The sequence below is a fragment of the Pontibacillus salipaludis genome (assembly GCF_014642405.1).
GTDB classification, from domain to species: domain Bacteria; phylum Bacillota; class Bacilli; order Bacillales; family BH030062; genus Pontibacillus; species Pontibacillus salipaludis.
On the sequence record NZ_BMIN01000010.1, the window covers coordinates 118651 to 145436 of the forward strand.

The window sequence follows — 26786 nt, forward strand, 5'->3', positions numbered from 1 at the left end:
CACCCTTTCATCCGAAGTAGACAAATGTCGTCACTTATATTTTATCAACAAATTATTATAGTCATATTAATTAAATATGAACCTCATATTAACTTTTCACTTCTCTTTACCACCCACTAGTCTATGTCAATCCACAAAAAACTAACACACCCCTTACCCTTTAACGCACCACCGCACGAAACGGCGCCAGACACCCTTCATGGTAGTAAAGCGCGAAAGGGTGTCTGGCACGCTTTCACGCTTTAGTGTAGGAAAAAAGGGTAGCTTTAGAGGCTACCCTTTTAGTGTGAATGTAATGTTGATTCTCATTTTAAGCGCTTTTTCTAGATGTTTCTTTTGCTTCTCTACTTGATATTCTTCCGCCATAGGATCCTGGTTACAGAAGGCAACGATATTAATATCTTCACCTTTCACTTCTACGTGCAAATCTTCTACAATGCTTCTTCTAGTCGAATCAAAGCTGTAAGCAAACTTCGTAAGTGCTCCTAGGGTTCGAATTTTCTTCTTCTCTTCCTTTAAGAACCAATGTTTGTACGGATGAAAGTACTGTTTAAAGATCGGCTTACTTTTATAAGAAGCAACAAGAGCTAGCATGAGTCTCTCTTTATGCATAAGACCATCAATGGTCCGATTGGCTAGTAAATAAAACGTATGCTGAGAGCTTGATTCTGAATCAATATACTCACCAAGGTTAAATACAAACGCACCTCTCTTAAGCAAGGTCAAATCTTCTCTTGATAGATGGCTCACTTCCGCTTCTTGTAACTCATCAAACATGATTTGGGCTAAATGAGTTACCTGGTGAACATGTTTATAATTAATATTATAATCAATGGCCAGTTCATTAAAACTTTCTTCTAACACATCAGGGAACACAGTAATATTAAAATCTTCCATGAGTTGTTCATAAAACACACCATCTCTTAGTCCCTTACGACTTAAAATGAAAGATGTGGCATCCGTCACCTCATATAAAGAATGGAAGACTTCAATAGCTGGTAAGATAATATCCGCACGGTCTTTCGTTAATCCTTCAACCTTTTGCAGCTTCTTAAATGACAAGGTTAGTAAGTAACTTTTAATGAAACTCATATCATGTTCAAACATGCGATACTGGTGAAGACCCGCTAATGGATAGCTTTTCAGTGACTGATCGACCTGTGCCATGTTACGAGCACTTCCACCGATTCCAATAATAGGTACTCTTCTGTCTGTTAACCAGGACAATGACTTAAATTGTTCCACTAAGTAATTCTTAACATTTTCCATTTCTTTAGGTGAAGGCACATCGTCTTTTACAAACATTTGCTTTAACGTTAATGCACCGAAAGGAAAACTATGAGAATGGTTAATTTCCTTATCTTTGTAATACGTAACTTCTGTACTTCCCCCACCGATATCAATTGTAATACCTTCACGAAGCGCTGTAGAGTTCACAACAGCTAGATATCCGTAGTAAGCTTCTTCTTCTTCAGAAAGAATCCGCATATCATGATTAAGCTCGTCCTTCACACGTTTCGTAATCATTTCTTGGTTCAATGACTGGCGAATCGTCGCTGTAGCTACACAAACAAGCTGCTCCAATTCATAAGTGTCAGTGACTTTCTTAAAGCTACGTAAAATCGATAGGAGATTCTCGATTCCTTCTTCGCTCAGATTATAATCGTCGCCAAGATAATTCCTTAACCGAGCTACCGCTTTGATATTCTCTACTTCCTTAAAACGCCCACTCTCACTCCGCTCATAAACGACTAATCGCACTGTGTTAGATCCTATATCAATAATTGCATAATATTGTTCACTCATCGGAAGACACCCTTTTCTAACAATGAAATTTCCACCATTATAGCATAGGTACTCCTTTAACCCTTGATCAGATATACAATCTTTCGTCTGAACGGACATTTATTACCCTTATCGGCCAATAAAAAACCGGATCGCCTAAACGATCCGGTTCTCTGTCTTTTATCGATTTAATAAACTACCAACATATCTCAGTAACTCATTTGCTGAACTAGAATTATAGCCGTACCCCTCTACAAGTGTCGCCACCACTTCATTTACTTTCTTAAGCTGCTGCTCATCTGGTGTCTTCGTCGATGTCGTGATTTTCACAACGTCTTTCAGATCAGCAAACAGCTTCTTCTGAATCGCTTCTCTTAAACGTTCGTGAGAAGAATAATCGAACTTCTTCCCTTTACGAGCATAGGCTGAAATCCGAATGAGAATTTCTTCACGGAACGCTTTCTTTGCGTTTTCGGAGATGCCAATCTGCTCTTCGATCGAACGCATCAACTTCTCATCTGGATTTAGTTCTTCCCCTGTTAACGGATCACGAAGCTTCGATTTGTTACAGTATGCTTCAACGTTATCGAGGTAGTTATCCATAAGCGTCTTCGCTGATTCTTCATACGAGTACACAAACGCTTTTTGCACTTCTTTCTTGGCAATCTCGTCATACTCTTTACGAGCAACTGAAATAAAATTCAGGTAACGCTCACGGTCATCTTTAGAGATGGATGCGTGACTTGAGAGGCCTTCTTTCAAAGAGCGCAACACGTCTAGCGCGTTAATTGACGTCATCTCTTTCTTAATAATGGTTGATGAAATACGGTTGATTACATAACGTGGGTCAATGCCACTCATTCCTTCGTCGTGGTGCTCATTTCGCAATTCCTCTACATCTACATCACTGAAGCCTTCCACAGTTTCCCCATCATACAAGCGCATCTTTTTCAGTAAATCGATGTTATTTTTATTCGAATCTTTCAGTCGAGTCATAATCGTAAACATGGCAGCCACTTTCAACGTGTGAGGGGCAATGTGAACGTCTCTAATATCACTTTGGTTAATCATTTTTTCATAGATCCGTTCTTCCTGCGTGACTTTCAGGTTATATGGAACAGGCATAACAATCATCCGGGAATGGAGTGCTTCGTTCTTCTTATTCGAAATAAACGAGCGATACTCCGATTCATTTGTATGCGCGATGATCATCTCATCCGCAGAGATCAGTGCAAACCTTCCTGCCTTAAAATTGCCTTCTTGTGTAAGAGAGAGCAAGTGCCATAGGAACTTCTCATCACACTTCAACATTTCCTGGAACTCCATTATACCTCGGTTCGCTTTATTAAGCTCACCATCAAAACGGTAAGCGCGTGGGTCAGACTCAGAACCATATTCCGCAATTGTCGAGAAGTCAATCGATCCTGTTAAATCAGCAATATCTTGTGATTTAGGATCAGACGGACTGAATGTTCCAATACCTGTTCTCTTATCTTCCGAGAAGAAGATCCGCTCCACTGGCATATCTTCAATACGGCCTCCGTATTCCTGCTCAAGTCGCATTAAGTTTAGAGGCGATAAGTTCCCTTCAATACGGACACCAAATTCTTCAGCAAAATCTTCCCGAAGATGTTGCGGGATTAAGTGCAGAGGATCCTCATGCATCGGGCACCCTTTAATTGCGTATACTGCACCTTCATCTGTATGAGAAAACCGCTCTAATCCGCGCTTCAACAACGTTACAAGTGTTGATTTACCTCCACTAACCGGTCCCATCAATAACAAAATTCGTTTCTTTACATCCAGTCTCTTCGCCGCCGGGTGGAAGTATTCCTCCACTAGTTTCTCCATGGCTTCTTCTAACCCGAAGATTTGATCATCAAAAAACTTATAATGCACTTTTCCATTTTGCTCCTCAATCCCCGCATGTTTAATCATATTATAAACACGGGAGTGAGACGACTGAGCAAGATACGGACGTTCTCTAAGCATGTCTAAATACTCACCGAATGTCCCTTCCCACTTCAAATTCTCCTCTTCTTCCCTGTAACTTTGCACCTTTTTTAAGAAATCCACTCAAAAGACCTCCCCTGTTGAAGTTAGGCAAGCACTGAATAATACAGTCTATGTACGAGGTTTCGGAAAAATGATTCGAAAGAGAAGATTCATATCCATGATAGATAAGCTTCAAGAATTTTTACCCTTCTTCAATTATGGAACTCTACTTAAGGGGAACTCATATGAAGTAAACTTCTATTCTATATAAAAAGCTGACCCCTTTATCTAGGCGTCAGCTCTTTGGTGGATGTTCCTTAAAATCTTCTCAAATGATTGAGTCGTGTGAGTCAGCTCTTCGTCAGATAAGCTATTTGCAAATAGATGATAGACATAGTTGTCATATTGCTCAAGGTCCTTGGCATACGCTTCACCTTTATGCCCTAAACCAATGCGCTGCACACGCTTGTCATCTGGGTCAGCATGTTTAACGATGAATTCATCTTCCTCTAATTTTGAAATCATTTGACTCACTGCACTCTTGGTAATCGATAATTTCTCCGCCAACTGACTGCTTGTAGGATTCCCCATTCTAATTACAGCCATAAGGAGCACTTCTACGGTTGAAGATAGACCATATTGCTTGAATCGGTCCTCTTCATCAGCAAGGTTCATCCACAATTCTTCATATAAATGTTGTAGATAAGCTGCTTTCTCATTCGTCTTCATAAATATCCCTCTAATCTATTAATGGGTAGCTTTAGCCATGTTCAAGATAAAGACCCCACCGATAATCAACAGTATGCCTGCTATCATCATACCGTTAACTTGTTCTTTGAAAAGAAGAGCGCCAATAGCTACTGTGAGCGCGGTTCCCCCACCAGCCCATACGGCGTACGCTGTATTTAATGGGAGATATTGAAGAGTGAGCTGCAGGAAGAATAAAGCCATCATAAATCCAGAGATAACTCCAATCGTTCCCCATAGTTTCGAAGACCCTTCGACAGTGGACCACTTTAACATGGAACTTCCGAATACTTCCGTTACTATGGCAGCTAGTAAATAAATGTAACCCATGTACACCCACCCCTTTACATATATATTAGATTTTCATTTAGTTAACTTAACTAAACTAATTCTATATTATTCTTTGCTTCAAGTCAATCTGAATGTATGAAACATGCCTATTCCTTCAACTGCATATACATCAATAAGGAGTTGAGGGCGGATGAACAAACGTACATGGATCGTTATAAGCTTGTTTTTACTTGCCATATTGACAGGCTGCAAAGAAGAACCTCCTTCCCTATATGGTACATGGGTTATTTTAGAAGAGGGAGGATCTTTTCATACGGGCGATCGTTTAACCCTAAAAGAAGATGGCAGCATTACACTTAACGGATGGACTTCACAATATGAGCTTATTGAAGCAAAACATATTAAAATTGCAGCAGATAGCGGGAAGTTGATGTGGGTGTATAGTGTGACGAAAGATACCTTATCTCTTCAGTCTAAGAACAGCAAGCATGACATGAAAGTGTCTGCTCAGCGCATAGTTACTGAGAAACCTTAAGAAAACGTTCACATTTCAACTAAGAAAAAACCTATTCTATGTTCACACTTTTGTCCAAATTGGGTATAATAACTAATAGCGAACATTTTCTCGTTTCAAGACTAAGGGGGCATCAGATATGAAGATCATGTTAATTCTTGGGGTTATTGTAACTTTTGTTGTTTCCATTTTCTCAGCAGGTTACGATACAAAATAATGCGCTACATAAAACCAGCATCTTTTGAAGGTGCTGGTTTTTTATAGTAAAAGGGGGCTCTTTTGGGTGAAAAATATCCATGTATTCTATATTAAACTTCTCTTTACCGCGGCCTTGATCTATTACTTTATTCATTATCTAGTCACGGGTGAAGGTGGCCTTTTGAACATATTGCTACCTTTTGTCTATATCACCTGGGTGGGGTCGGATTTCATGAGACACCGAAAAAACAATACATGGCAAGAACCTTATACGTTCAAAAGCTGAAATCTAACGTTACATGATACACATAGAAAAAGCCGATCTGCCTTCTTCAGGCAGATCGGCTTTTTTCATTAACGTAATCCAGGAAATCCTTGCTGGCGTAATACTTCATACACTAGAATTGCGGCCGTGTTCGATAAATTTAAAGAACGAACTTTATCAGACATATGAATACGCAAGCATTGGTCTTCTTTACCTTCTAGTAAGGATTTAGGAATACCGTCTGTCTCCCGTCCGAATACAAAGAACAATTCTTCTTCTGGGTTGCTATAATCATAATCCGTCCAATATTTTGTACCAAAATTCTCAATATAATAAAAGCTGCCATCCGGATGAGCTTCATACAAATCATGAATGGAATCATGATAGCGAACATCAACATCGTGCCAGTAATCAAGACCGGAACGACGAAGCATTTTATCGTCTGTAGAGAAGCCAAGTGGACGAACTAAGTGCAAGATTGTATCTGTAGCCAGACAAGTTCTTGCGATATTGCCTGTATTGGCTGGGATTTCTGGTTGATATAATACGATATGAAGAGCCATTTGCAGTCACCTCTAACATGTAATAACTAGAGTATTATACCATATTTTCTACTCTCCTATCCGGAAAAACTTATACTGAATATTTGGTGTGTAAGCTGTAGAATCTTCATAATCCCAATAGCGGTGGTAGCTATTTGAGGTATGAGCATTGACAAGAGGCTCACCAAAGGCATCTTTCTCTACTACTATAGTCGTATGATTCCATCTCCCGTCTCCCTCAAAGTCATAACAAATGATGTCTCCTAATATGAGATCACTCGCCCTCTCCACTTCCCTGCCTCGAACCCCTTGCTTTGCTCCACTTAAGTACCAACGCATAGCATTCGCTACTGTCCAACTATAGCTCCAAACTTTACTATTGTACCACCAACCTTTTCCTCTGTTAGGAGTCCCCCACATTGGTGCCCCTCCAGCCCGAAGGCACTGAGATATGAAATTTGTACAATCATCTGTGAAGTGTCGATAGGCAGGGTTATACGTGTTCCACCACAAATTGGCGTACTGCACCGCCTTCTGTCGATCATAGGTTCCTCTCTCTCCCTCACTCTCGAGAGTACCTTCTTCATTTATTAAAGTGAGAGCATCACGCAGGACCTCTGGCTCTTTAGGAGCCATAAGTTCCTCATCGTAGAGTAGCTCCCCTCCTACGAAATGTGCCCTATGATTACGCTGTTCCTCCTCTATATAATAATAGTCTCCTTGTTGTATAAAGAAAGTGACATATAGGGCATAATCTACCTGATGCTCACCGCCATTTGTATATAATGATCCATATGGAGCCCCCTCAGCTGTTATACGAACAACTCTAGACCCGCGCTTTTCATGACACTTCATTTTATGAGTGATCCATGAATGATTCCTTGCATCAATCTCACCGCTATTGAGGAACCTTTCCCAGTACCTCTGCAACCGCCTTTGAATCTCCATAGCTCCCCTCCTTTCTTACAATCTATGAAACATCACCGCAAATCATCCCTTTCCTACACTAAAGTACGAACGCGTGCCTGACACCCTTCACTGCTCTAAATCATGAACGCGTGCCTGGCACCCTTCACTGCTCTAAATCATGAACGCGTGCCTGACACCCTTCACTGCTCTAAATCATGAACGCGTGCCTGACACCCTTCACTGCTCTAAATCATGAACGCGTGCCTGGCACCCTTCATCGCTCTAAAGCACGAAAAAAGGGACAGGTTTTCTTTACGTTGGTAAAGATTCCTGTCCCTTTTTGATTAGGCTGTTTCTTGTTTGATGATACGGTTAATTTCGTTCTTATAAAGGTCAGAGCGCCCTCCGAAGATGGCTTGTATATTGTGATCTACCTTTACGACACCTGCTGCTCCTAGAGCCTTCAATTTGTCTTCGTCAATCTTCTCACGATCACTAACTTCTACACGTAAGCGAGTGAAGCAGGCATCAACATGTTTTAAGTTTTCCTGACCACCTAGAGCTTGCATAATCGCCGAAGCTGTTTCTCTATTAGCGCTTCCTTTATCCTTCTTACCGTCCTTCTCATCGCCTTTCTTTTCATTATAATCTGCTCTTGTATAAAGCTTGTTCTCTTGACCACCGCGACCTGGTGTAGCAAGATCCCATTTCTTGATTGCAAAAGAAAAGGAAAAATAATAAATAACGAAGAAAGCAGCACCTAATACAAGATTCATCCACCAGTTTCCTGTTCCAGGTATAGCGTTTACTAGAACATAATCAATAAAGCCAGAGCCCCCGGCCCATCCTAAATGAACGTCTAGCATATACGTAACAGCGTAAGATACCCCCGCTAAGAATGCATGGAACACAAACAACAATGGAGCTACAAATAAAAATGTAAATTCAATAGGCTCGGTAATACCTGTTAGGAAAGCTGTCCCGGCAGCTGCAATGAGCATTCCTTTTACAACCGGACGATTGTCTTTATCAGCCTGACGATACATCGCAAGAGCTGCACCTAATAACCCAAACATAATGACTGGGAATTTCCCTGCCATAAAGCGACCAGCCGTTACTTCTACACCTTCAGCAATTTGAGCGAGGAAGATATATTGGTCACCTGAAACCATTTGTCCAGCAACTTCTGTTGTTCCACCAAGTGAGGTCCATAAAAACGGTGCGTACCAAATATGGTGTAACCCTGTTGGAATAAGAGCGCGTTCCAAGAACCCGTAAAGACCAATGTACAGAGGATTTGTTGCACCGTTAGCAATCACGTTCGCAACAGCATCTATACCACTTTGAATAGGTGGCCATATGACCATCATCCCAATAGCAAGGAAGATTGAAGTAAATACCATAGCTATCCCTACTGATCGGTCCCCAGCGAAGAAACCAAGCACTTCAGGGGGATCAAACTCATGGAATTTGTTATATACCCAAACGGCAAGTAACCCGACAACAATACCACCGAGCACCCCTGTCTCGAGCGTCGGAATACCTAGCGCCATCCCATACTCACCGTTTTCCGCTACCATCTCAGGAGTAATACCAAGTGCAAAAGAAATGGTCTTATTCATAATCACATAGCCTAATAACGCAGCTAGAGCTGCAATCCCTGATCCGCTAGTTAAGCCAATCGCTACCCCGATTGCAAAGATAACAGCAAGGTTGTTAAATATACTAATACCGATATCAGACATGCCTTCACCGATAAATTGAACAACATCATTTTGTAGAAATGTAACAGTTTCGGCTAGCGGACCTGTGAGTGCTGCACCAAAACCGAGTAATATACCTGCTGCCGGCAGGAGCGCCACAGGAACCATCAACGATTTTCCAAACTTCTGTAATGATCCGAAATATTTTTTCACGATTCCGATCCCCCTTTAATTACGAAAACGCTTACCTATTTAAATGAAGAGAAGACCCGGGGTGTGGTCCGGGTCCATCCTTCACCTTTTACTGTAAAACAGCTTCCTTACTGCGTTTATGAAGATCTGGCCAATATTCTTTATTCGCATCAATTAGGTCATCTAAAATTTGACGTGCAACAGGTGCGTCGACAACCGTACGATTTAAAGTTAACGCCTGAAGTGCCTTTTCATAACTATTCTCAAAGTAAGCATCTACAACGAGTTTTTCATAAGCAAGTTGACCTTCAATTAATCCTTTATAGAATGTTGGAATATGTCCTACAGCGAATGGTTTAGGTCCGCGATTGGTCATCATAGCCGGAACCTCAACCATTGCATCATCTGGAAGGTTGGCAATCGTGCCGTTGTTCTCAACCATCACGATGAAAATATCGCCATTATTGTAAGCCATGGAAGCAGCCACACGGATCATATAACGTCCGTGAATATCAACTTCTAACTCAACGTTTTCTGTCGTTCCATCTGCTACAATTTGGTCTGCTAACGCATGCACACGTTCTTGACGACCATTAATAACTTGACGCGCTCTTGTATTCTCAGGATCTTCTTTCTGCACCATTTCGGTTGGGTATAAATAATACTGTAGATACGTATTTGGAAGATAATCAGGGAAATCATTCACCATCCGCTCAACCTGTTTGAATGTTTTAATCCAAGATGGATCATTTGCAATCTCAGCGTCTTCTGGAATAAATCCATCTTCTGTAATGGCACGCTTAATCGTTTGAGTATGGTCATTTCCGTCCTTATCATAAATTCCTGTAAACCAACCGAAGTGGTTGAGCCCAAAGTATTCAGGAACAAGATCGAAAACGTCTTTACCCAATATCCCTGCGTAACTTACCATGATCGCTGCTGGCATATCACAAATGTTTAATAGTTTCTTATCGTTTGGAAATTCTCGTTTGAGTGCTTCCGCTACAATCGCAGCCGGATTCGTATAGTTCAAAATCCAAGCGTTTGGAGCATAATGTCTTATGTCATTGACGAGATCGATCATATCGCCAATGGAGCGTAGTCCATAAGCCATTCCCCCCGGGCCACAAGTTTCCTGGCCAACCGCATCGTAACGAAGTGGAATTTGCTCATCTTTCTCACGCATCTGTAGTCCACCTGTACGAATTTGAACAAAGACGAAGTCGGCCCCTCTTAAAGCTTCTTCTTTATCTGTGGTATAAGAGAATTTTTCAAGTTCAGGATATTTCTCGCGTAAAATAACATCCGTTGCCTTTGCAATCTGTTCTTGCCTAGCTCCATCTGTGTCGTAAAACGTAATCGTTTTCAAAGGAAATTGCTCTTTTTCAGCAATCAAACTCATGATCATACCGATTGTATATGTGCTTCCGCCACCAACAACTACTAAATTTTGCTTTTTCATATTCAAAACCTCCAAAAAGGTATTATATTTGTATTAAAAATAACTTAATATGAATATAATACACATTTATGAAAGCGTCAACATCAATTATCGATATTTTTTATATTTTCCGTTATAATGGTTTTATAGAAGAACTGGAGGAATTCTAATGTCAGCTCCTTTATATAGACAAATTGCACACAAAATAAGAGAAGAAATCGAATCAGGGAATTGGAGAGAAGGCGAAGCCATCCCCACAGAGAACCATCTCTCTCTGCAATATTCTGCATCACGCGTTACAATAAGGCAGGCCATTAAATGTCTTGTAGAAGAAGACTTGTTAAAGCGCGTTCAGGGTAGTGGCACATATGTAAATGAGAAAAAGATCGAACATAATATCTTTGAATTACAGAGTTTCACTGAAGAGATGAGGCAGTTAAATAAAGAACCAGTAAACCATGTGATAAACTTTCAAATGATTACTCCTAGTGATTACGTAAGAGAAATGTTGCAACTTCCAGATGGCGAAAAGGTCTTTTATATTAGGCGACAACGTTTAGTAGATCATACGCCTTATGTATTAGAAGATACTTATTTGCCTGTTACGATGTTTCCAGACCTCTCTTACCAAATTATGAGTGGATCGAAATATGACTATATTGAACGAGTGCGAGGCATGAAAATAAAAGAAAGTTTTCAAGAGGTTATTCCCATATTGCCTGAGCAAGAAATAGCAACTTCTCTTAGTCTTGAAGAAACAACACCCATCTTAAAAATTCAATTGCACAGCATCTTTTTCGATGGCACCGTCTTTGAATACAGCGAAATCTACTTTAAAAGCGATGAATACAAATTCAAACTTCGCGCATCAAGACCATAAAAGTAAGGCAGCCCCCGCATTAGGAGCTGCCTTACTTTTACTTTGTAAAGGAACACCGCGTGCCAGACACTCTTTATTAGGGTAAAGGGTGTCTGGCACGCTGCAGTTCTTTGCTGTGATAAAGTAAACGACAAAAAAAGCCGTTTCCTCCTAAGAGGAAACGGCTTTACGATGTTCTAGATCAAGTAAATGCTCTTTGCGCTCAAGACCGCCAGCATAACCGACAAGTGCACCATTACTTCCAATGACTCGATGGCACGGAAGAATAATGGATAGAGGGTTTTTATTAACCGCTCCACCTATAGCGCGGACAGCTTTAGGCGCCTGAATGGCTAAAGCAATATCTTTATAGGAACGAGTTTCACCGAACGGAATGTCGGCTAAGGCTTTCCATACTTTTTGCTGAAATGGAGTTCCATACAAATCAAGCTGGATCTCAAAACGATCTCGTTTGTTGGAAAAATACTCATCTAATTGGTGCTTTAATTGCTTAAATTGAGCTGGGTCGTGTACATATTCAATGTGTAAAAAATATTTTCTGGCCCAAGTTGTTTGTCTTGATTCAACATCTCGCAACGATCCATGGTCAATGCGACAAAGACCTTTTTCAGTTGCAAGGAGTGTTAAAGGGCCAATTGGACTGTCCATTTCATCGTAATAAAGGAAGGAACCTTTCGTCATGTTTTATCCCTTCTTTTACAACAGATTTTCTATTATTGTACATGGTATTCAAGTAATGTAAAAGTGTTTTTCAGCCATTTTTATAAAAATAGACTTACTAATTTTAGGTGATTTTGTCGAAGACTACAATAAAGCCAATCCTTTATCCATCTCTCCGACTACGTCATCATCTGTTTCTTTCACTTTTGCTTCTTGTATTGCAGTATATGCAGAAGGGTTCCCAATTTTGCCTAATGCCCAGGCAGCTGTTCCACGAATAACAGGTCTTGGATCTTGGTTCATTAAACGAACAAGTTCATCAATAGCTGTTTCATCTTTGTAATGGGCAAGCGCTAGTATAGCATTTCGTTGAATGGGTTTCTTTCCACGCCAGGAACCCGACATCTGTCCATATGTTTCTTTAAATTCACGATTGGAAACGGATAGAAGCGGCTTCAAGCTTGGCTTTACTTTCTCTGGATCTGGTTGAAACTCTGCATGAATTAAATGGTGCTTCTTTCGATTCTTCGGACATACTGTCTGACACGTGTCACATCCATATAAACGGTTCCCTATAACGCCACGATACTCATCAGGAAGAAAACCTTTCGTTTGGGTAAGAAATGCAATACACTTTTGCGCATTCAACTGTCCACCCTCAATAAGGGCACCTGTCGGACAAGCATCTACACAAATATTACAATCACCGCATGAATCTTCAACAGGTTCATCAGGAGGGAATGCGATATTGGTAAGCATTTCACCAAGGTATACATATGACCCGTACTCTTCAGTAATCAAATTCGTATTCTTCCCCGTAAACCCAATACCTGCACGCTCTGCAACAGCACGGTCAGACAGTTCCCCGGTATCGACCATAGATCGACCATAGAAATCTGATACACGTCCTTGCAAATATTCACCTAGCTTGTTCAAACGGTCACGAAGCACATCGTGATAATCTTGTCCCCACGAAGCACGACAAAATAACCCTCGACGATCATCCTTCGTACTACGTGGTGCATCCTTAAGCTTTGATGGGTAAGCAAGTGCAATGGAGATAATAGACTTCGCTTCTGGAACTAACCGATTCGGCTCTGTACGCTTCTCAATGCTTCCCTTTTCAAAACCAGATTGATAGCCCAAGTCTTGTTGGGTACGCAATCGTTCCTTTAACTCGGTAAACACATCTGGTGTCGTGAAGCCAATCTTATCAATTCCAATCTCTTTAGCATAAGCTTTTACGTCCTCTTTCAACTCATGAATGTCCATCTTCATTCCCTCCCTTCTTCTGGTATATTGATCTAGTTTATGAAAACTGGTCTACTTTACTCGTTCGAAGACGATTTAGCGTCGCAGCAATTTCATGACGTCTAGGTCTTGCTAAGTCGCCTGGATGCTGATCCTTAAAACCTGTGAACGAAGCAAGACCCTTTTGATCGAGTTGGTCTTCAATCGCATCTAGCAATTCTTTAAAACTACGCTGTTCTTTCAGCCAGTTTCTTTGTTCTAAATGATGGAGAACCTCCGCAATCATACGTGTTTGAGAACTACTCACAAGCTGCTCCACATAGTGTAGAGAGACTTCAGAACGTCCCATTAAAATAAGGGTACGGCCCTTTGTCTGAACTTTCGACTTGTTCCCTTTTCGACTATCTAAACTACTTGGTAGAAAATGACGATTTGGCATTGATTTGAACTGATTGACTGCCTCTTCATCACGATTGAACGGATACTTCTTAGCAATCGCTTTTGCTTGATCCGTTACGTTATACGGGAGATATTGATCAAGCATAATCACATCATCCGCCGCATCAAAGTAATCACCTGAGCCACCCATAACAAGAATCGTTGATACACTTAATTGGTCACGCAATCGCTTAATCTGATCAATAAATGGTGTAATGGGCTCTTTATCTTTCGCGACAAGCTCCTGCATACGCGCATCACGAATCATAAAGTTTGTTGCACTGGTGTCCTCATCAATGAGTAAGGCAGATGCTTCTGCTTCAATGGCTTCCATGACGTTTGCGGCCTGAGATGTACTACCACTTGCATTTTCTGTAGAAAAGCGAATCGTATCTTCTCCGTGGGGTAAGTGGTTAATAAATGGTGAGATGTTAACGCTCGTAACCTGTCGACCATCTTCAGCACGAACCTTAACTGCATCTGGATCTGTTAAGACATATTCACGACCGTCTCCTTTAACATGAGGATACACCCCACGCTCGATCGCTTTCAATAGTGTACTTTTTCCGTGGTAACCACCACCAACAATGAGAACAATTCCCTTATTCAGAGCCATGCCCGTAATGGGTTCGTTTCGGTGAGGAATGGTAAAGGAAACCCTGTTGGCTTCAGGACTTTGAAATGGAACAGCACGTTTCATAGGCTTGTTGCTTATGCCGCTCTCACGAGGAAGAATGGAGTCATCAGCGACAAAGGAAACCCACCCCTCTTCTTTCATCTTAGCGCGGATGGCGTCATGCTGGTCTGCTAGTTGACAAACCGCTTCAAAATCGTGTGCCTCCATCTTAAACAAGGAGTTCTTCACAATAGAAGGAATCACCTGGAAAAATAATTTCTCTGCTTCTTTGCCGTTGATGCGACGCCCGTTCGCCGGAAGTCCAATCGATAAACAAATCTCAGTCTGTTTGTTGTTAATGGATACGGCTGTTCGTTCAAGAATTTCCTGACCTGGTGCATCGATTGAAATCGCACCACTCTTTCCAGATCCTTTTACAACCGTTCGATCTTGATGAATCGCCCTGCCAACATGACGAGCGACCTGGTCTTCTATATACGTCAAGCGAGTCGACGTTTCCATCCACTCGTTCGCTATTTTATATTGATTTGATGGTACAACGATCCGAATCTTAGATGGTGCTGCAAACGGATCGCCCTGCACATAGTCAATGGCAAGAGAGTAGGACTGAAATCCATAGCTTCCTTGAATATCCTTATAGGATTTATAGCTTTTCCCATCAATTTGTCTCAATTTTTGCTGTAGATCTTTCATCCAAATGGCACCCTTTCTTTATTGGTTCTTGTTGTTGTGATAAAGGGCATAATATCCCCTATAACCAATGTAACCTTTTTGGACAATATAAAAACGCAATGCTTCGTTTCCACACCTTTAAACGAAACACTGCGTTGGCAACATAAAATTATGGAGCGGGTGATGGGAATCGAACCCACGACATCAGCTTGGAAGGCTGAGGTTTTACCACTAAACTACACCCGCATTTCACCAAATGCATAGATTATTTATACTAAGTTTGTAGTGCTAATTATGTGTTTCAATCAGCTACAAAAGTTATCTTAACAAATCCTTAACAATAGGGCAATAGAAATTTAAAAAAAATGTCGAAAACCGTAATATTTGTGCGAAGTTCGAATTCTTTGAATCTTTCTTATAGTGTATACAAAAAGAGCAACTATTAAACCTAATAGTTGCTCTTTAATAGAGATTTCGCATGATTTAGTTGTTTTTTCACCTGATTTGGAGCTGTTCCACCTAAACTATCACGTGCTGCTACCACGCTCTCAGGACGTAAGCAATTATAAATATCCGCCTCTATAGAAGAAGAATAAGACTTGTATTCTTCTAAACTGACTTCTAATAAATTCTTCTTTTCCTGTATAGCCGTCAGTACAATCTTACCCGTTACTTCGTGCGCCTTCCGAAAGGCCATTCCCTTTGTAACCAAGTAATCAGCAAGGTCGGTTGCATTCGAGTAATCCTGTTTTACCGATTCATACATGTGTTCACTTCTAACCGTCATGCTTTCAATCATAGGAGCCAGCACGGCCAAACTTTTCTCAAGGGTTTCCACCGTATCAAACATACCTTCCTTATCTTCTTGCATATCTTTATTATAAGTAAGTGGCAATCCCTTTAGAGTTGTTAACAGACCCATCAAATGTCCATATACACGCCCTGTTTTCCCTCTTAGAAGTTCAGGCATATCTGGATTCTTTTTCTGCGGCATCATACTTGATCCTGTACAGAAAGTATCATCAAATTCGACAAACTTAAACTCTTCACTTGACCAAATGATCATCTCTTCACTAAGACGAGATATGTGCATCATGAGCATCGAAGCATTGCTTAAAAATTCAACTATGAAATCCCGATCACTCACAGCATCCATACTATTTGGGTAAACTTCATCGAAACCAAGGAGCTCTGCTGTAAACGTTCTGTCAATCGGGAACGTCGTGCCAGCAATGGCTCCTGCACCGAGTGGTGAAACATCAATCCGCTTCAAACTATCCTCTAATCTCCCTGTGTCCCGCTGAAACATCCAGAAGTACGCTAACAGATGATGAGCAAATGAAATCGGCTGTGCACGTTGGAGGTGAGTATAGCCAGGCACAATCGTATCAAGGTGAGCTTCAGCTTTGTCACATAAAACGTGTTGCACATCTTTTAAAAGTCCAATGATGTTATGAACTTTCTTCTTAAGATATAAATGCATATCAGTCGCAACCTGATCATTACGACTACGTGCCGTATGAAGTTTCCCAGCCAGTTCCCCTACTTCTTCATGAAGCAACATTTCCACATTCATATGAATGTCTTCATATTGGGCTGAAAGCGTCGCTACCCCTGATGTTACTTTTTCATGAACCTTCTTTAGTCCTTCAGTAAGCTTCTCTGCTTCAGCTTCTTCTACAATGCCGCAACGAGCCAGCATAGCTACATGCGCTATGCTGCCTTCTATATCCTCATCCAACAACGCCTGGTCAAAAGAGATCGAAGCGTTCATTTCTTCTACGAGTTGATTAGGGCTAGCTGTGAAACGTCCTCCCCAAACTTTTGATGACATGATTCTCCCCTCCTTTAAACCTTTACTTTGGTCTTCTGTTTTTTAGCGTACACTTTAGAAGGCAGCCCCCACAGTTTTATAAAACCAACCGCTGCATCGTGATCAAAGGCATCCCCTTTTGAATACGTCGCTAATTCTTCATCATATAGACTCACATCTGCTCTAGTACCTAAAACGGTCGCTTGGCCTTTAAAGCACTTCACCTTAACCTCTCCAGTCACATTAGCCTGTGTCTCTTCATGAAAGGCAAGTAGCGCTTCACGTAGTGGGGAATACCATAATCCCTCATAAATAAGCTCTGACAGCTGCTGCTCTGCTTGAGGTTTAAACTTAGCCACATCTCTTGTATGAGTTAGGTGCTCTAATTCTTTATGAGCCTGGATTAACATCATCGCTGCCGGACACTCGTATACTTCGCGTGATTTAATGCCCACAAGGCGATTCTCAACATGATCAATACGCCCAATCCCATGTTCGCCACCAAGAACATTTAGCTTTTCAATTATATCCACAAGGGACATTGATTTGCCGTTTAATGCGACAGGCTTCCCTTTTTCAAAAGAAATAACGATCGTCTCTGGCTCATCTGGAGTAAGATGAATCGGTGCTGTCCATTCGTAGGCTGCTTCTGGTGCCTCCTGCCATGGATCTTCAAGAACTCCTGCTTCACAAGCGCGCCCCCAAATGTTTGCGTCAATCGAAAACGGATTTTCATCTGTAATCGGTATGTTAATCCCTTTTTCCTTCGCATAAGCAATCTCTTCATCACGAGTCATTTTCCACTCCCGAACAGGTGCAATGACTTCAAGATCAGGATCTAATCCTTGAATCGCTACTTCAAACCGGACTTGATCATTTCCTTTACCTGTACAACCATGCGCTACAGCGACCGCCCCTTCCTGGTGAGCTACCTCTACAAGCTTTTTAGCAATCAACGGACGAGACAGCGCTGAAGATAAAGGATACTTCCCTTCATATAAAGCATTTGCTTTTAGTGCTGGCAATAGAAATTCTTCTGCTAGTTCTTCTTTAGCATCAATCATAATCGCTTTCACTGCTCCAACATCAAGTGCTTTCTGACGTACGGATTCCATATCCTTCCCTTCACCAACACTCAACCCTAACGCAATCACATCATACCCATACTTCTCTTGAAGCCATTTAACTGAAACGGAAGTATCTAAACCTCCGGAATAAGCTAATACACACGTTTTACCCATATTAAAAATCCCCTTCCCTGCTCTCATGTTATAGATTATGTATGATTATAACTTTAAAAGTATACTTATTCAACAATTATGTATAAAAAGGTTAAAAAACACTTATTTTATTCATTATTTCGTATAATAAACCAACCACCTTTTTTATTTCACGCACAACTGTTGACATTTCTTTCAGTTATCTATATATTTTGCACTAAGGAAACTTTTATTGTTTCGGTTAAATTTTATAAAAACACGCACACTTTTCATCTAAGCTCATATCTTTATAGAGCTAAGGAAAAGTCATTTTTTTAATTATTTTTTTGCATATAGGAAACTTTTATTAACATGTACAAAAAGGGAGGACAAAAGAAACATGAAGAAATTAATTACAATCGCATTACTATCGATCGTTGCTTTAGTAGGGTGTAATGCTGAAGCCGACACAGGAAAAGAAGGAAACGTTAAGGTGGTTACAACCATCGCTCAAATTGGAGATATCGTAGAAAACGTGGGCGGTGAGCACGTTGATGTGAAGAGTTTAATGGGACCAGGAACGGACCCTCACACATACAAAGCAACTACTAGTGATATTGATAATTTACAAAAAGCTGATGTGATCTTTTACAATGGTCACCACTTAGAAGGACAAATGAATGATGTGTTTGAAAAGATGCGCTCTGAAAAACCTACACACGCTGTAGCTGAAGCGATCCCTGAGGATATGCTTGATGCTGATCCAGAAAATCCTGATATTCCTGATCCGCACGTCTGGTTTGACATTAACTTATGGAAGTACGCTGTAGATGAAGTTACAAAAGGCTTGAGCGATTTAGACCCTGAGAACAAAGAATACTATGAAAAACAAGCCGAAAACTATAAACAAAAATTAGACGATACGCATACTTATGCTAAAGAACAAATTTCTCAAATTCCAGAAGAAAGCCGCGTCCTTGTCACTGCACACGACGCCTTCCATTACTTCGGGAAAGCATATGGATTAGAGGTTATGGGGCTTCAAGGGTTGAGTACAGAATCTGAATACGGGCTAAAAGATGTCCAACGTATTATAGATACGGTCTCAGAACGTAATATTAAAGCTGTATTTGTTGAGAGTAGTGTAAATGAGCGATCCATTAATGCTGTAGTTGAAGGTGCCAAAGCTGAAGGGCACCAGCTGAAAATCGGCGGAGAGTTATATTCCGATGCAATGGGTCCAGCTGATACGGAAGAAGGAACGTATATTGGAATGTTTAAACACAATATCGATACAATCGTTAATGCATTGAAGTAATGAGAAGCTAGAGGGGATTAAGTCCCCTCTTCATGGCTTTACGAAAGATAGGAGTCAAATAGAAAGGAGTTTCTTATATGAAAGCTATTGAAATTCAGAATCTGGCTGTAACCTATGAACGACAACCTGTCCTTGAGAATGTGAATTTCACAATACCGGAAGGAACACTTACAGGTATCATTGGCCCAAACGGGGCTGGAAAATCGACTTTAATTAAATCAATCCTACACCTGATCCCTCGTTTATCTGGGGATATTGTGGTTTATGGCAAACCTTATAAAAAACAACGAAATTTAATTGGATATGTACCTCAAAGAAGTGAAGTGGATTGGGATTTCCCAACCAACGCACTAGACGTTGTCCTAATGGGGCGCTATGGACATATAGGCTGGATTCGTCGTCCGAATAAGAAGGAAATTCAATTCGCCTATGAGTGTCTTGAAAAAGTCGGTATGAAAGAATTTGCAAATAGACAAATTAGTCAGCTTTCAGGAGGACAACAACAACGTGTCTTCCTCGCTCGCGCATTAGCACAAGATGCTCAAATCTATTTCATGGATGAACCATTTGCAGGAGTAGACGCTGCAACGGAGAAAGCGATTATGAAATTATTGCAAGAATGGCGTGAACAAGGTAAAACGGTGCTTGTCGTCCACCATGATCTACAAACAGTAAAAGACTACTTTGACCATTGTCTATTACTAAACAAAACACCTGTAGACTATGGACCAACTGAGAGTGTCTTTACACTTGATAATTTAGAACGGACTTATGGAGGAGCCATATCCTTTTTAGGCAACAGTCCTATACTCACTCAAGGAGGGTAACTCATGAATGAATTACTAAGCCTTTTAACCAACCCAAACACACAGTGGGTCTTAGCAGGTTCCTCCTTACTCGGTTTTGCCAGTGGATTAATTGGTAGCTTCGTACTCCTCAAAAAACAAAGTCTAATCGGAGACGCCATGGCTCACGCTACTTTACCAGGTGTCTGCTTAGCGTTTCTCTTATTTGGGGTTAAGTCGATCCCTCTCTTTTTAATAGGAGCTGCGACAACAGGTTTAATTGCGACGTACTGTATTCAGGCAATCGTCAAGCACTCTAGAATTAAAACGGATGCGTCAATCGGCGTTGTGTTATCCGTCTTTTTCGGGCTTGGGATTATGCTACTAACCTATATTACGAAACATGCAAAAGGAAACCAAAGCGGGCTTGAAGATTTCATCTTTGGTCAGGCGGCTGCAATGGTTAAGAGTGATATTCAAGTCATTGCAGTTGGTTCTCTCTTAATCATTATTCTTTCATCACTATTTTTCAAAGAATTTAAAATTTCAATATTTGATCCTAATTATGCTCGTGGGATCGGTTTACCAGTCAGCGTATTTAATTTGGTTCTCATGGCCCTCGTGGTAGGGGTGGTCGTTGTTGGAATTCAAATGGTTGGAGTAGTTCTTATTGCAGCACTTCTAATCACCCCTCCCCTCGCTGCCCGTTATTGGACAGATCAACTTGGGAGAATGGGTGTAATCGCAGGTGTATTTGGAGCCATCTCTGGTGTAACCGGTACACTAATAAGTACAGCAGGAGAAGGACTTCCGACAGGCCCACTCATTGTCTTGTGTGCCTCATTGATCTTTGTCCTTTCCCTTCTATTTGGAGCTAGTAAAGGAATCATTGTAAAGGCGGTGAGACAAACATGACGTACAGTTTATGGATTATCATTACAGGAGTATTAGTTGGCATTACATGCGGTATGACAGGAGCCCTTCTCGTTCTTAGGAAAATGTCGATGCTAGCAGATGCAATCAGTCACACTGTTCTTCTTGGAATTGTAGGAGCTTTTCTTGTGACGCACTCTTTAAACGGAGTACCCATGCTTGTTGGAGCTGCTACTGTGGGAATACTCACTGCTTTAATGGTGCAACTGCTAGACTCAAGCGGGGTTCAGTCAGATGCAGCAATAGGAGTCGTTTTCACCTCCCTTTTCGCTCTAGGTGTCGTACTCATATCTTTTATAGGAGATAGTGTCCACCTTGATGTTGAGCATGCTCTAATGGGAGAGATTGCTTTTGTACCATGGGATACCTGGACGTGGAACGGGGTAAACCTAGGACCAACAGCAGTCTGGCTATTAGGATTTGTTTTCATCTTAAACCTAACCATTATATTACTCTTTTATAAAGAGTTTAAAATCAGCACATTTGATCCTCAGTTGGCCATATCAATCGGCGTTCCTGTAGTAGCAATCCATTACGTATTAATGTCGATGGTTTCGTTCTCTACAGTTGCTTCCTTCGATAGCGTAGGAGCCATTCTAGTTGTAGCGATGTTAATCGTTCCAGGAGCGACTTCTTATCTTTTAACAGATTCTTTTGGTGGGATGATTGCTTTAAGTGCTCTTATTGGCGCTCTATCATCCTTGCTCGGTTATACATTCGCTCTATTCGTAGATGTGTCCATCTCAGGAGCCATGGCCACAGCCACAGGCCTTCTCTTTACCCTTGCCTTCTTCCTTAGTCCAAAACACGGCATGCTCGCTAAATGGTATAGAAGAAAGCAAATGCAAAAGCAACAACTAAACGCGTAAGAGTATACGTCTTCAGCTTCCTACTCGGTTAGTAAAATAAAATGCTACTAGCAATATAAACAACTTAATAAACAAACAGAAACGTTCAGAATTACTTCTGAGCGTTTTATTTATTCCTTTAAAGTTTCCTTTCGACTTGCCACTCAGGGATGATGTCAGAACAACAGGTATTCTAGGCTTCCAGCAACCATAGCGATTAAAGTTTAGGATAAAAAAACTCCAGTTTCTGTAAACTGGAGTTTTTCAATATGAGTTTAATTTTTGTAATCTGTTACAGCACCTTTGGAAGAGCATGATACATTATGAGCATATTTGCCCAAAATCCCCTTCTTGTAAAGAGGTGGTGCTTCCCAATGCATACGACGACTTTCTAGTACTTGTTCTGTTACATCCATGAATATTTCTTTTTTGTTTGAATCTATTGTGACAAGATCCCCTTCTTCTAATAGAGATATTGGTCCTCCCACTTGAGCTTCAGGTGCGATATGACCCACCACGAGTCCATGGGTTCCTCCAGAGAATCTACCATCTGTTAATAAGGCGACCTTTTCCCCTAAGCCTTTTCCAACCAATAGAGCAGAGATTGATAACATTTCAGGCATACCTGGCCCGCCTTTAGGACCAACATATCGTATAACTAATACGTCGCCTTCTTGTATTGAATTATTCAGAATAGCTTCCGTAGCTTCCTTTTCAGTATTAAATACACGAGCTGGTCCAGTATGACGCGCAACCTTAACACCGGATACTTTAGCTACTGCACCACTTGGAGCTAAGTTACCTTTCAAGGTGATCAAAGGTCCATCTTTTCGCTTAGGATGACTGAATGACGTTATAATATCTTGTCCTTCTTCTAAAGTTGGCGCTTCTTCTAAATTCTCTGCAACTGTCTTTCCTGAAACAGTTAAACAGTGTCCGTGTAGATAGTCATTGTCATAAAGAAGCTTCATAACTGCCTGTACTCCTCCAACTTTATGCAGGTCTTGCATCACATATTTGCCGCTCGGTTTCAAATCAGCAATATGTGGTGTTTTTTCTTGAATTCGATTAAAGTCTTCCATAGTTAAATCCACTTCAATGGCATGAGCCATAGAAAGCAAATGAAGTATCGCATTTGTAGAACCACCAAGTGCCATAACGACTGTAATCGCATTTTCAAAAGCCTCTTTAGTCATGATATCTTTCGGGTAAATATTATGCTCGAGTAAGTATCTCACTGCTTCTCCAGCCGACTCACAATCTTTTGCTTTAAGATCAGATTCCGCAGGATTTGAGGAGCTTCCAGGTAAACTCATCCCCATAGCTTCAACAGCAGATGCCATCGTATTTGCAGTGTACATACCACCACACGCTCCTGCACCAGGACATGCACTACACTCAATTGCGTTTAGTTCATTTTCATCTATGTCACCCTGGTTATATTTTCCGACTCCTTCAAAGACAGAAACAATATCAACATCTTTCCCTTTATGAGACCCGGGAGCAATTGTGCCTCCATAAACAAAAACAGATGGCACCTCAGCATTGGCAATAGCAATCATACAGCCTGGAATATTTTTATCACAGGCTCCGATTGCAACTAATCCATCCAAGTTCTGAGCTCCTACTACCGTTTCGATAGAGTCAGCGATCACATCTCTACTTGGTAATGAATAACGCATTCCCTGTGTCCCCATAGAGATACCATCCGATACAGTAATAGTATTAAAGATTAAGGGTAACCCTCCTGCTTCTTGGGCACCTTTCTTTGCACGGACGGCTAAATCATCTAGGTGTATATTACATGGAGTCACTTCACTCCATGTACTTGCAATACCAATCATCGGCTTTTTAAAGTCATCATCTGTAACACCAACAGCACGAAGCATGGCACGGTTCGGTGCTCTCATTGCACTTTCACTAAACACTTTACTATTTATTCGTAAATCTTTTGTCATCAAAATCCCACCTTTTCCTTCGCATAATTATAGGACTCTTTACTTTAATCTTCAATGGTTTTTTCTGAAAAATTTTTTTATTTCGTAAATTATTAATATGTGATTAAAGCATTTTATGTATAGAGTAAATGCAAGGTAGGGGACGACAGGAGAAAAATTACCTTCTAGCCATTTTGTTGTGTGTATTACTAGAGTCTTTCTATTAAAATGGTTCTGTTAATGTTTATTGTTGATTTTCATTTGATCCACATAAGCCCCTTTATATGGAACAGTGGAAGTGGAGATATTTCAGCAGGAAGGGACCGTTACGTTTATGAGTGCTTGGGCTTGCTCAAGGGACAACTCGCTTTCCTGCGGGGAGCTGGGAAGCCACCCCCCTCGGGAGTCTCGCAGTACCCGCAAGCCCTATCTTTAAAGAGGTGAACGGCCCCGCAGATAGCAGCAGGTGGTCTGATCTCACCCTTCATGGCATGTTTTCGCTTATCCATATATGGTAAAGGTGGGACTGGAAACTGCGAGACTCTCGTGGGCAGAAGAGCCAAGTCTAGTTCTGGCGTGGAGGCTGAGGAGGCTCACCAGCTCCCCACAGGAAAGCGAGTGGTTTCCAAGCCCACCTTATGCTCAATTGAAGCAAACGGAAACATTCATTCTCTCAAATTCGAGTCTTCAAGATTACTACCCTCATCTTAAACAAGCTTGTAATAAAGGTTAACAACATTAAACTTTAACAAAGCTATAAAAAAAATCCCCGTTAACATAACGGAGATTAGAGAAATTTATAAATGATTCTGTGCCTATGAGTCCTAAACAAATAAAACAGTATTTTCTAACTCAAACTTATTAATTAGACATAAAAAAAATCGCTTTCGTTAGCGATTTCCATTGCAATGTTAAGTTTTACGATACCGGTGGTCGGGCTCGAACCGACACTCCGTGAGGAACACGATTTTGAGTCGTGCGCGTCTGCCAATTCCGCCACACCGGCATATGAATGGAGGCGGCAACCGGATTCGAACCGGTGGTAAAGGAGTTGCAGTCCTCTGCCTTACCACTTGGCTATGCCGCCAAATAAAAATGGAGCGGAAGACGGGATTCGAACCCGCGACCCCCACCTTGGCAAGGTGGTGTTCTACCACTGAACTACTTCCGCGAAAACTCTTGGCTGGCCCAGCTGGATTCGAACCAGCGCATGACGGTACCAAAAACCGTTGCCTTACCGCTTGGCTATGGGCCAATATTTATGGGGCGAATGATGGGGATCGAACCCACGAATGCCGGAGCCACAATCCGGTGCGTTAACCACTTCGCCACATCCGCCATAAAATGAAATTGGCAGGGGTAGTAGGAATCGAACCCACATCGGCGGTTTTGGAGACCGCTGTTCTACCGTTGAACTATACCCCTACTTACTGTAGTAATTATAATGGTGGAGGGGGCAGGACTCGAACCTGCGAACCCAGAGGGAGCGGATTTACAGTCCGCCGCGTTTGGCCAACTTCGCTACCCCTCCACGTTTTTAAAAGTATGCAGGCCAGAGGACTTGAACCCCCAACCTACTGATTACAAGTCAGTTGCTCTACCAATTGAGCTAGGCCTGCACAAAACATGGTGGCTCGGGACGGAATCGAACCGCCGACACACGGATTTTCAGTCCGTTGCTCTACCGACTGAGCTACCGAGCCAGTCTTATGTACTTTACAGTAACAAAAAATTATTTAATTGAAAAGTGGCGGTCCGGACGGGACTCGAACCCGCGACCTCCTGCGTGACAGGCAGGCATTCTAACCAACTGAACTACCGGACCATTGGTTGTACCTAAAGGTACACAATCATTTGTAATTCGAAGAAGTCTTTTCGACGTAGTACAAATTTAATTTGGTTGCGGGGACAGGATTTGAACCTGCGACCTTCGGGTTATGAGCCCGACGAGCTACCAGACTGCTCCACCCCGCGATAATGTTGAATACTTATTGCATATTCAATTATATGATGTTTGCAATGATCATGTGCATTGCATTTTTAAAATGGTGGAGGATGGCGGGCTCGAACCACCGACCCCCTGCTTGTAAGGCAGGTGCTCTCCCAGCTGAGCTAATCCTCCATAATATTAAGTGGTGACCCGTACGGGATTCGAACCCGTGTTACCGCCGTGAAAGGGCGGTGTCTTAACCACTTGACCAACGGGCCAGTGAAAAGTTAGTGGCGGAGAGCGAGGGATTCGAACCCTCGAGACCCGTGTTTGGGCCTACACGATTTCCAATCGTGCTCCTTCGGCCACTCGGACAGCTCTCCATGGCTCCAACGGCAGGATTCGAACCTGCGACCGATCGGTTAACAGCCGATAGCTCTACCACTGAGCTACGTTGGAATCATGTCAAAAGACCGTTTGCCTTTTGATCAAAGTCAATAAAGTGACTTGCCTGGCGGCGTCCTACTCTTGCGGGGGTGAAACCCCGACTACCATCGGCGCTGAAGAGCTTAACTTCTGTGTTCGGCATGGGAACAGGTGTGACCTCTTCGCCAAAACCGCCAGACTCTTTATTGAATTTCTTCCTCGTCTTTTCAACGACAAGTTATATTTTATCTTGTTTCAGAAGAAAAGTCAAGAGGTATTTTAGATTTTTTTCTAAGTACCTTCAAAACTAGATAAGAATTAAGACATAACCGTTTTTCACTTTAGTTAGATAAGCCCTCGATTTATTAGTATCGGTCAGCTGCACGTGTCACCACGCTTCCACCTCCGACCTATCAACCTTGTCGTCTACAAGGAATCTTACTCACTCGAAGTGATGGGAAATCTCATCTTGAAGTG

At 41.6% G+C, this 26786-nt stretch carries 20 protein-coding genes, 16 tRNA genes and 2 rRNA genes; 6 read left to right on the forward strand and 32 right to left on the reverse strand.

Annotation, left to right across the window (positions count from 1 at the left end; translation table 11 throughout):
- Positions 1–273 precede the first annotated feature (273 nt).
- The 4 genes from IEW76_RS12325 to IEW76_RS12340 all read right to left on the reverse strand — a co-directional run bounded on the left by IEW76_RS12325 (position 274) and on the right by IEW76_RS12340 (position 4857).
- Positions 274–1806 carry a Ppx/GppA family phosphatase gene (locus IEW76_RS12325; RefSeq protein ID WP_188654268.1) on the reverse strand — a complete coding sequence of 511 codons (1533 nt, stop codon included), beginning with the start codon at positions 1804–1806 and terminating at the stop codon, positions 274–276.
- Positions 1807–1965: 159 nt separating this feature from the next.
- Positions 1966–3861 (reverse strand): PrkA family serine protein kinase, encoded by a 1896-nt coding sequence (locus tag IEW76_RS12330; protein WP_188654270.1) that lies wholly within the window; start codon positions 3859–3861, stop codon positions 1966–1968.
- 207 nt (positions 3862–4068) lie between these two features.
- On the reverse strand, positions 4069–4509 hold the full coding sequence (locus IEW76_RS12335) for a MarR family winged helix-turn-helix transcriptional regulator (protein WP_188654273.1): 441 nt from the start codon (positions 4507–4509) through the stop codon (positions 4069–4071).
- 18 nt (positions 4510–4527) lie between these two features.
- Positions 4528–4857 (reverse strand): DMT family transporter, encoded by a 330-nt coding sequence (locus IEW76_RS12340; protein ID WP_188654275.1) that lies wholly within the window; start codon positions 4855–4857, stop codon positions 4528–4530.
- A gap of 151 nt (positions 4858–5008) precedes the next feature.
- Between IEW76_RS12340 and IEW76_RS12345 the strand changes: the two genes are divergently transcribed.
- Positions 5009–5353, forward strand: coding sequence for a hypothetical protein (locus IEW76_RS12345; protein ID WP_188654277.1), 345 nt, complete (start codon positions 5009–5011; stop codon positions 5351–5353).
- Between the two features lie 531 nt (positions 5354–5884).
- On the opposite strand, the gene trmL is transcribed toward IEW76_RS12345, so the two are convergent.
- From trmL to IEW76_RS12365, 4 genes are all read right to left on the reverse strand, one after another.
- A complete protein-coding gene (trmL, locus tag IEW76_RS12350) occupies positions 5885–6358 on the reverse strand; it encodes a tRNA (uridine(34)/cytosine(34)/5-carboxymethylaminomethyluridine(34)-2'-O)-methyltransferase TrmL (RefSeq protein WP_188654280.1) in 474 nt (157 codons plus the stop codon).
- Positions 6359–6406: 48 nt separating this feature from the next.
- Positions 6407–7285, reverse strand: a complete 879-nt coding sequence (locus tag IEW76_RS12355; protein ID WP_188654282.1) for an amidase domain-containing protein — start codon at positions 7283–7285, stop codon at positions 6407–6409.
- Between the two features lie 305 nt (positions 7286–7590).
- Positions 7591–9162 carry a PTS transporter subunit EIIC gene (locus IEW76_RS12360; protein WP_188654284.1) on the reverse strand — a complete coding sequence of 524 codons (1572 nt, stop codon included), beginning with the start codon at positions 9160–9162 and terminating at the stop codon, positions 7591–7593.
- Positions 9163–9250: 88 nt separating this feature from the next.
- Positions 9251–10603, reverse strand: a complete 1353-nt coding sequence (locus tag IEW76_RS12365) for a 6-phospho-alpha-glucosidase (protein WP_188654286.1) — start codon at positions 10601–10603, stop codon at positions 9251–9253.
- Positions 10604–10751: 148 nt separating this feature from the next.
- On the opposite strand from IEW76_RS12365, the gene IEW76_RS12370 reads away from it, so the two are divergent.
- Positions 10752–11462: a GntR family transcriptional regulator gene (locus tag IEW76_RS12370; protein ID WP_188654288.1), complete on the forward strand. Its 711-nt coding sequence runs from the start codon at positions 10752–10754 to the stop codon at positions 11460–11462.
- 150 nt (positions 11463–11612) lie between these two features.
- Here IEW76_RS12370 and IEW76_RS12375 read toward each other — a convergent pair whose 3' ends face one another.
- The 6 genes from IEW76_RS12375 to IEW76_RS12400 all read right to left on the reverse strand — a co-directional run bounded on the left by IEW76_RS12375 (position 11613) and on the right by IEW76_RS12400 (position 18174).
- On the reverse strand, positions 11613–12143 hold the full coding sequence (locus tag IEW76_RS12375) for a methylated-DNA--[protein]-cysteine S-methyltransferase (RefSeq protein WP_188654290.1): 531 nt from the start codon (positions 12141–12143) through the stop codon (positions 11613–11615).
- 123 nt (positions 12144–12266) lie between these two features.
- The gene (gene queG, locus IEW76_RS12380; protein ID WP_188654293.1) at positions 12267–13394 is read right to left on the reverse strand and encodes a tRNA epoxyqueuosine(34) reductase QueG; all 1128 of its coding nucleotides are present in this window, start codon (positions 13392–13394) and stop codon (positions 12267–12269) included.
- Positions 13395–13431: 37 nt separating this feature from the next.
- Positions 13432–15141, reverse strand: coding sequence for an ABC-ATPase domain-containing protein (locus tag IEW76_RS12385; protein WP_188654295.1), 1710 nt, complete (start codon positions 15139–15141; stop codon positions 13432–13434).
- Positions 15142–15292: 151 nt separating this feature from the next.
- Positions 15293–15366, reverse strand: a tRNA-Gly gene (locus tag IEW76_RS12390).
- 202 nt (positions 15367–15568) lie between these two features.
- Positions 15569–16954, reverse strand: a complete 1386-nt coding sequence (gene argH / locus IEW76_RS12395; RefSeq protein WP_188654297.1) for an argininosuccinate lyase — start codon at positions 16952–16954, stop codon at positions 15569–15571.
- 14 nt (positions 16955–16968) lie between these two features.
- On the reverse strand, positions 16969–18174 hold the full coding sequence (locus IEW76_RS12400) for an argininosuccinate synthase (protein WP_188654299.1): 1206 nt from the start codon (positions 18172–18174) through the stop codon (positions 16969–16971).
- Positions 18175–18532: 358 nt separating this feature from the next.
- Between IEW76_RS12400 and IEW76_RS12405 the strand changes: the two genes are divergently transcribed.
- The 4 genes from IEW76_RS12405 to IEW76_RS12420 all read left to right on the forward strand — a co-directional run bounded on the left by IEW76_RS12405 (position 18533) and on the right by IEW76_RS12420 (position 22037).
- On the forward strand, positions 18533–19450 hold the full coding sequence (locus IEW76_RS12405) for a metal ABC transporter solute-binding protein, Zn/Mn family (RefSeq protein ID WP_188654301.1): 918 nt from the start codon (positions 18533–18535) through the stop codon (positions 19448–19450).
- Between the two features lie 77 nt (positions 19451–19527).
- A complete protein-coding gene (locus IEW76_RS12410) occupies positions 19528–20277 on the forward strand; it encodes a metal ABC transporter ATP-binding protein (protein ID WP_188654303.1) in 750 nt (249 codons plus the stop codon).
- 3 nt (positions 20278–20280) lie between these two features.
- Complete coding sequence (locus IEW76_RS12415) at positions 20281–21150, forward strand: metal ABC transporter permease (RefSeq protein WP_188654305.1); 870 nt, start codon at positions 20281–20283, stop codon at positions 21148–21150.
- Positions 21147–22037 (forward strand): metal ABC transporter permease, encoded by an 891-nt coding sequence (locus IEW76_RS12420; RefSeq protein WP_188654307.1) that lies wholly within the window; start codon positions 21147–21149, stop codon positions 22035–22037. Before IEW76_RS12415 ends, IEW76_RS12420 begins: the two co-directional genes overlap by 4 nt.
- Before the next feature lie 254 nt (positions 22038–22291).
- On the opposite strand, the gene ilvD is transcribed toward IEW76_RS12420, so the two are convergent.
- From ilvD to IEW76_RS12510, 18 genes are all read right to left on the reverse strand, one after another.
- Positions 22292–23974: a dihydroxy-acid dehydratase gene (gene ilvD, locus IEW76_RS12425; RefSeq protein ID WP_188654309.1), complete on the reverse strand. Its 1683-nt coding sequence runs from the start codon at positions 23972–23974 to the stop codon at positions 22292–22294.
- Between the two features lie 903 nt (positions 23975–24877).
- Positions 24878–24959 (reverse strand) — tRNA-Leu (locus tag IEW76_RS12430).
- Positions 24960–24966: 7 nt separating this feature from the next.
- Positions 24967–25040, reverse strand: a tRNA-Cys gene (locus tag IEW76_RS12435).
- A gap of 9 nt (positions 25041–25049) precedes the next feature.
- Positions 25050–25124 (reverse strand) — tRNA-Gly (locus IEW76_RS12440).
- Positions 25125–25133: 9 nt separating this feature from the next.
- Positions 25134–25208: transfer RNA gene (locus tag IEW76_RS12445), tRNA-Gln, on the reverse strand.
- Between the two features lie 7 nt (positions 25209–25215).
- A tRNA-His gene (locus IEW76_RS12450) sits at positions 25216–25291 on the reverse strand.
- A 13-nt stretch (positions 25292–25304) separates the two neighbouring features.
- Positions 25305–25378, reverse strand: a tRNA-Trp gene (locus IEW76_RS12455).
- Positions 25379–25398: 20 nt separating this feature from the next.
- Positions 25399–25484: transfer RNA gene (locus IEW76_RS12460), tRNA-Tyr, on the reverse strand.
- A gap of 15 nt (positions 25485–25499) precedes the next feature.
- A tRNA-Thr gene (locus IEW76_RS12465) sits at positions 25500–25572 on the reverse strand.
- Between the two features lie 8 nt (positions 25573–25580).
- Positions 25581–25656: transfer RNA gene (locus tag IEW76_RS12470), tRNA-Phe, on the reverse strand.
- A 45-nt stretch (positions 25657–25701) separates the two neighbouring features.
- Positions 25702–25778 (reverse strand) — tRNA-Asp (locus IEW76_RS12475).
- A gap of 72 nt (positions 25779–25850) precedes the next feature.
- A tRNA-Met gene (locus IEW76_RS12480) sits at positions 25851–25927 on the reverse strand.
- A 72-nt stretch (positions 25928–25999) separates the two neighbouring features.
- A tRNA-Val gene (locus tag IEW76_RS12485) sits at positions 26000–26075 on the reverse strand.
- A gap of 11 nt (positions 26076–26086) precedes the next feature.
- Positions 26087–26161: transfer RNA gene (locus IEW76_RS12490), tRNA-Glu, on the reverse strand.
- A gap of 13 nt (positions 26162–26174) precedes the next feature.
- Positions 26175–26266: transfer RNA gene (locus IEW76_RS12495), tRNA-Ser, on the reverse strand.
- Between the two features lies 1 nt (position 26267).
- Positions 26268–26342: transfer RNA gene (locus IEW76_RS12500), tRNA-Asn, on the reverse strand.
- Between the two features lie 50 nt (positions 26343–26392).
- Positions 26393–26508 (reverse strand): 5S ribosomal RNA (gene rrf, locus IEW76_RS12505).
- Positions 26509–26654: 146 nt separating this feature from the next.
- A 23S ribosomal RNA gene (locus tag IEW76_RS12510) occupies positions 26655–26786 on the reverse strand; the annotation flags it as partial.

Bases quoted from the DNA above. Each gene is read 5' to 3' on its own strand.
- IEW76_RS12375 (WP_188654290.1), bottom strand. From the start codon at position 12,143: ATGACGAAAGGTTCCTTCCTTTATTACGATGAAATGGACAGTCCAATT.
- ilvD (WP_188654309.1), bottom strand. From the start codon at position 23,974: ATGACAAAAGATTTACGAATAAATAGTAAAGTGTTTAGTGAAAGTGCA.
- IEW76_RS12405 (WP_188654301.1), top strand. From the start codon at position 18,533: ATGAAGAAATTAATTACAATCGCATTACTATCGATCGTTGCTTTAGTA.
- IEW76_RS12340 (WP_188654275.1), bottom strand. From the start codon at position 4,857: ATGGGTTACATTTATTTACTAGCTGCCATAGTAACGGAAGTATTCGGA.
- IEW76_RS12385 (WP_188654295.1), bottom strand. From the start codon at position 15,141: ATGAAAGATCTACAGCAAAAATTGAGACAAATTGATGGGAAAAGCTAT.
- IEW76_RS12355 (WP_188654282.1), bottom strand. From the start codon at position 7,285: ATGGAGATTCAAAGGCGGTTGCAGAGGTACTGGGAAAGGTTCCTCAAT.
- trmL (WP_188654280.1), bottom strand. From the start codon at position 6,358: ATGGCTCTTCATATCGTATTATATCAACCAGAAATCCCAGCCAATACA.
- IEW76_RS12335 (WP_188654273.1), bottom strand. From the start codon at position 4,509: ATGAAGACGAATGAGAAAGCAGCTTATCTACAACATTTATATGAAGAA.
- IEW76_RS12415 (WP_188654305.1), top strand. From the start codon at position 20,281: ATGAATGAATTACTAAGCCTTTTAACCAACCCAAACACACAGTGGGTC.
- IEW76_RS12325 (WP_188654268.1), bottom strand. From the start codon at position 1,806: ATGAGTGAACAATATTATGCAATTATTGATATAGGATCTAACACAGTG.
- IEW76_RS12365 (WP_188654286.1), bottom strand. From the start codon at position 10,603: ATGAAAAAGCAAAATTTAGTAGTTGTTGGTGGCGGAAGCACATATACA.
- IEW76_RS12345 (WP_188654277.1), top strand. From the start codon at position 5,009: ATGAACAAACGTACATGGATCGTTATAAGCTTGTTTTTACTTGCCATA.
- IEW76_RS12420 (WP_188654307.1), top strand. From the start codon at position 21,147: ATGACGTACAGTTTATGGATTATCATTACAGGAGTATTAGTTGGCATT.
- argH (WP_188654297.1), bottom strand. From the start codon at position 16,954: ATGTCATCAAAAGTTTGGGGAGGACGTTTCACAGCTAGCCCTAATCAA.
- queG (WP_188654293.1), bottom strand. From the start codon at position 13,394: ATGGACATTCATGAGTTGAAAGAGGACGTAAAAGCTTATGCTAAAGAG.
- IEW76_RS12370 (WP_188654288.1), top strand. From the start codon at position 10,752: ATGTCAGCTCCTTTATATAGACAAATTGCACACAAAATAAGAGAAGAA.
- IEW76_RS12410 (WP_188654303.1), top strand. From the start codon at position 19,528: ATGAAAGCTATTGAAATTCAGAATCTGGCTGTAACCTATGAACGACAA.
- IEW76_RS12400 (WP_188654299.1), bottom strand. From the start codon at position 18,174: ATGGGTAAAACGTGTGTATTAGCTTATTCCGGAGGTTTAGATACTTCC.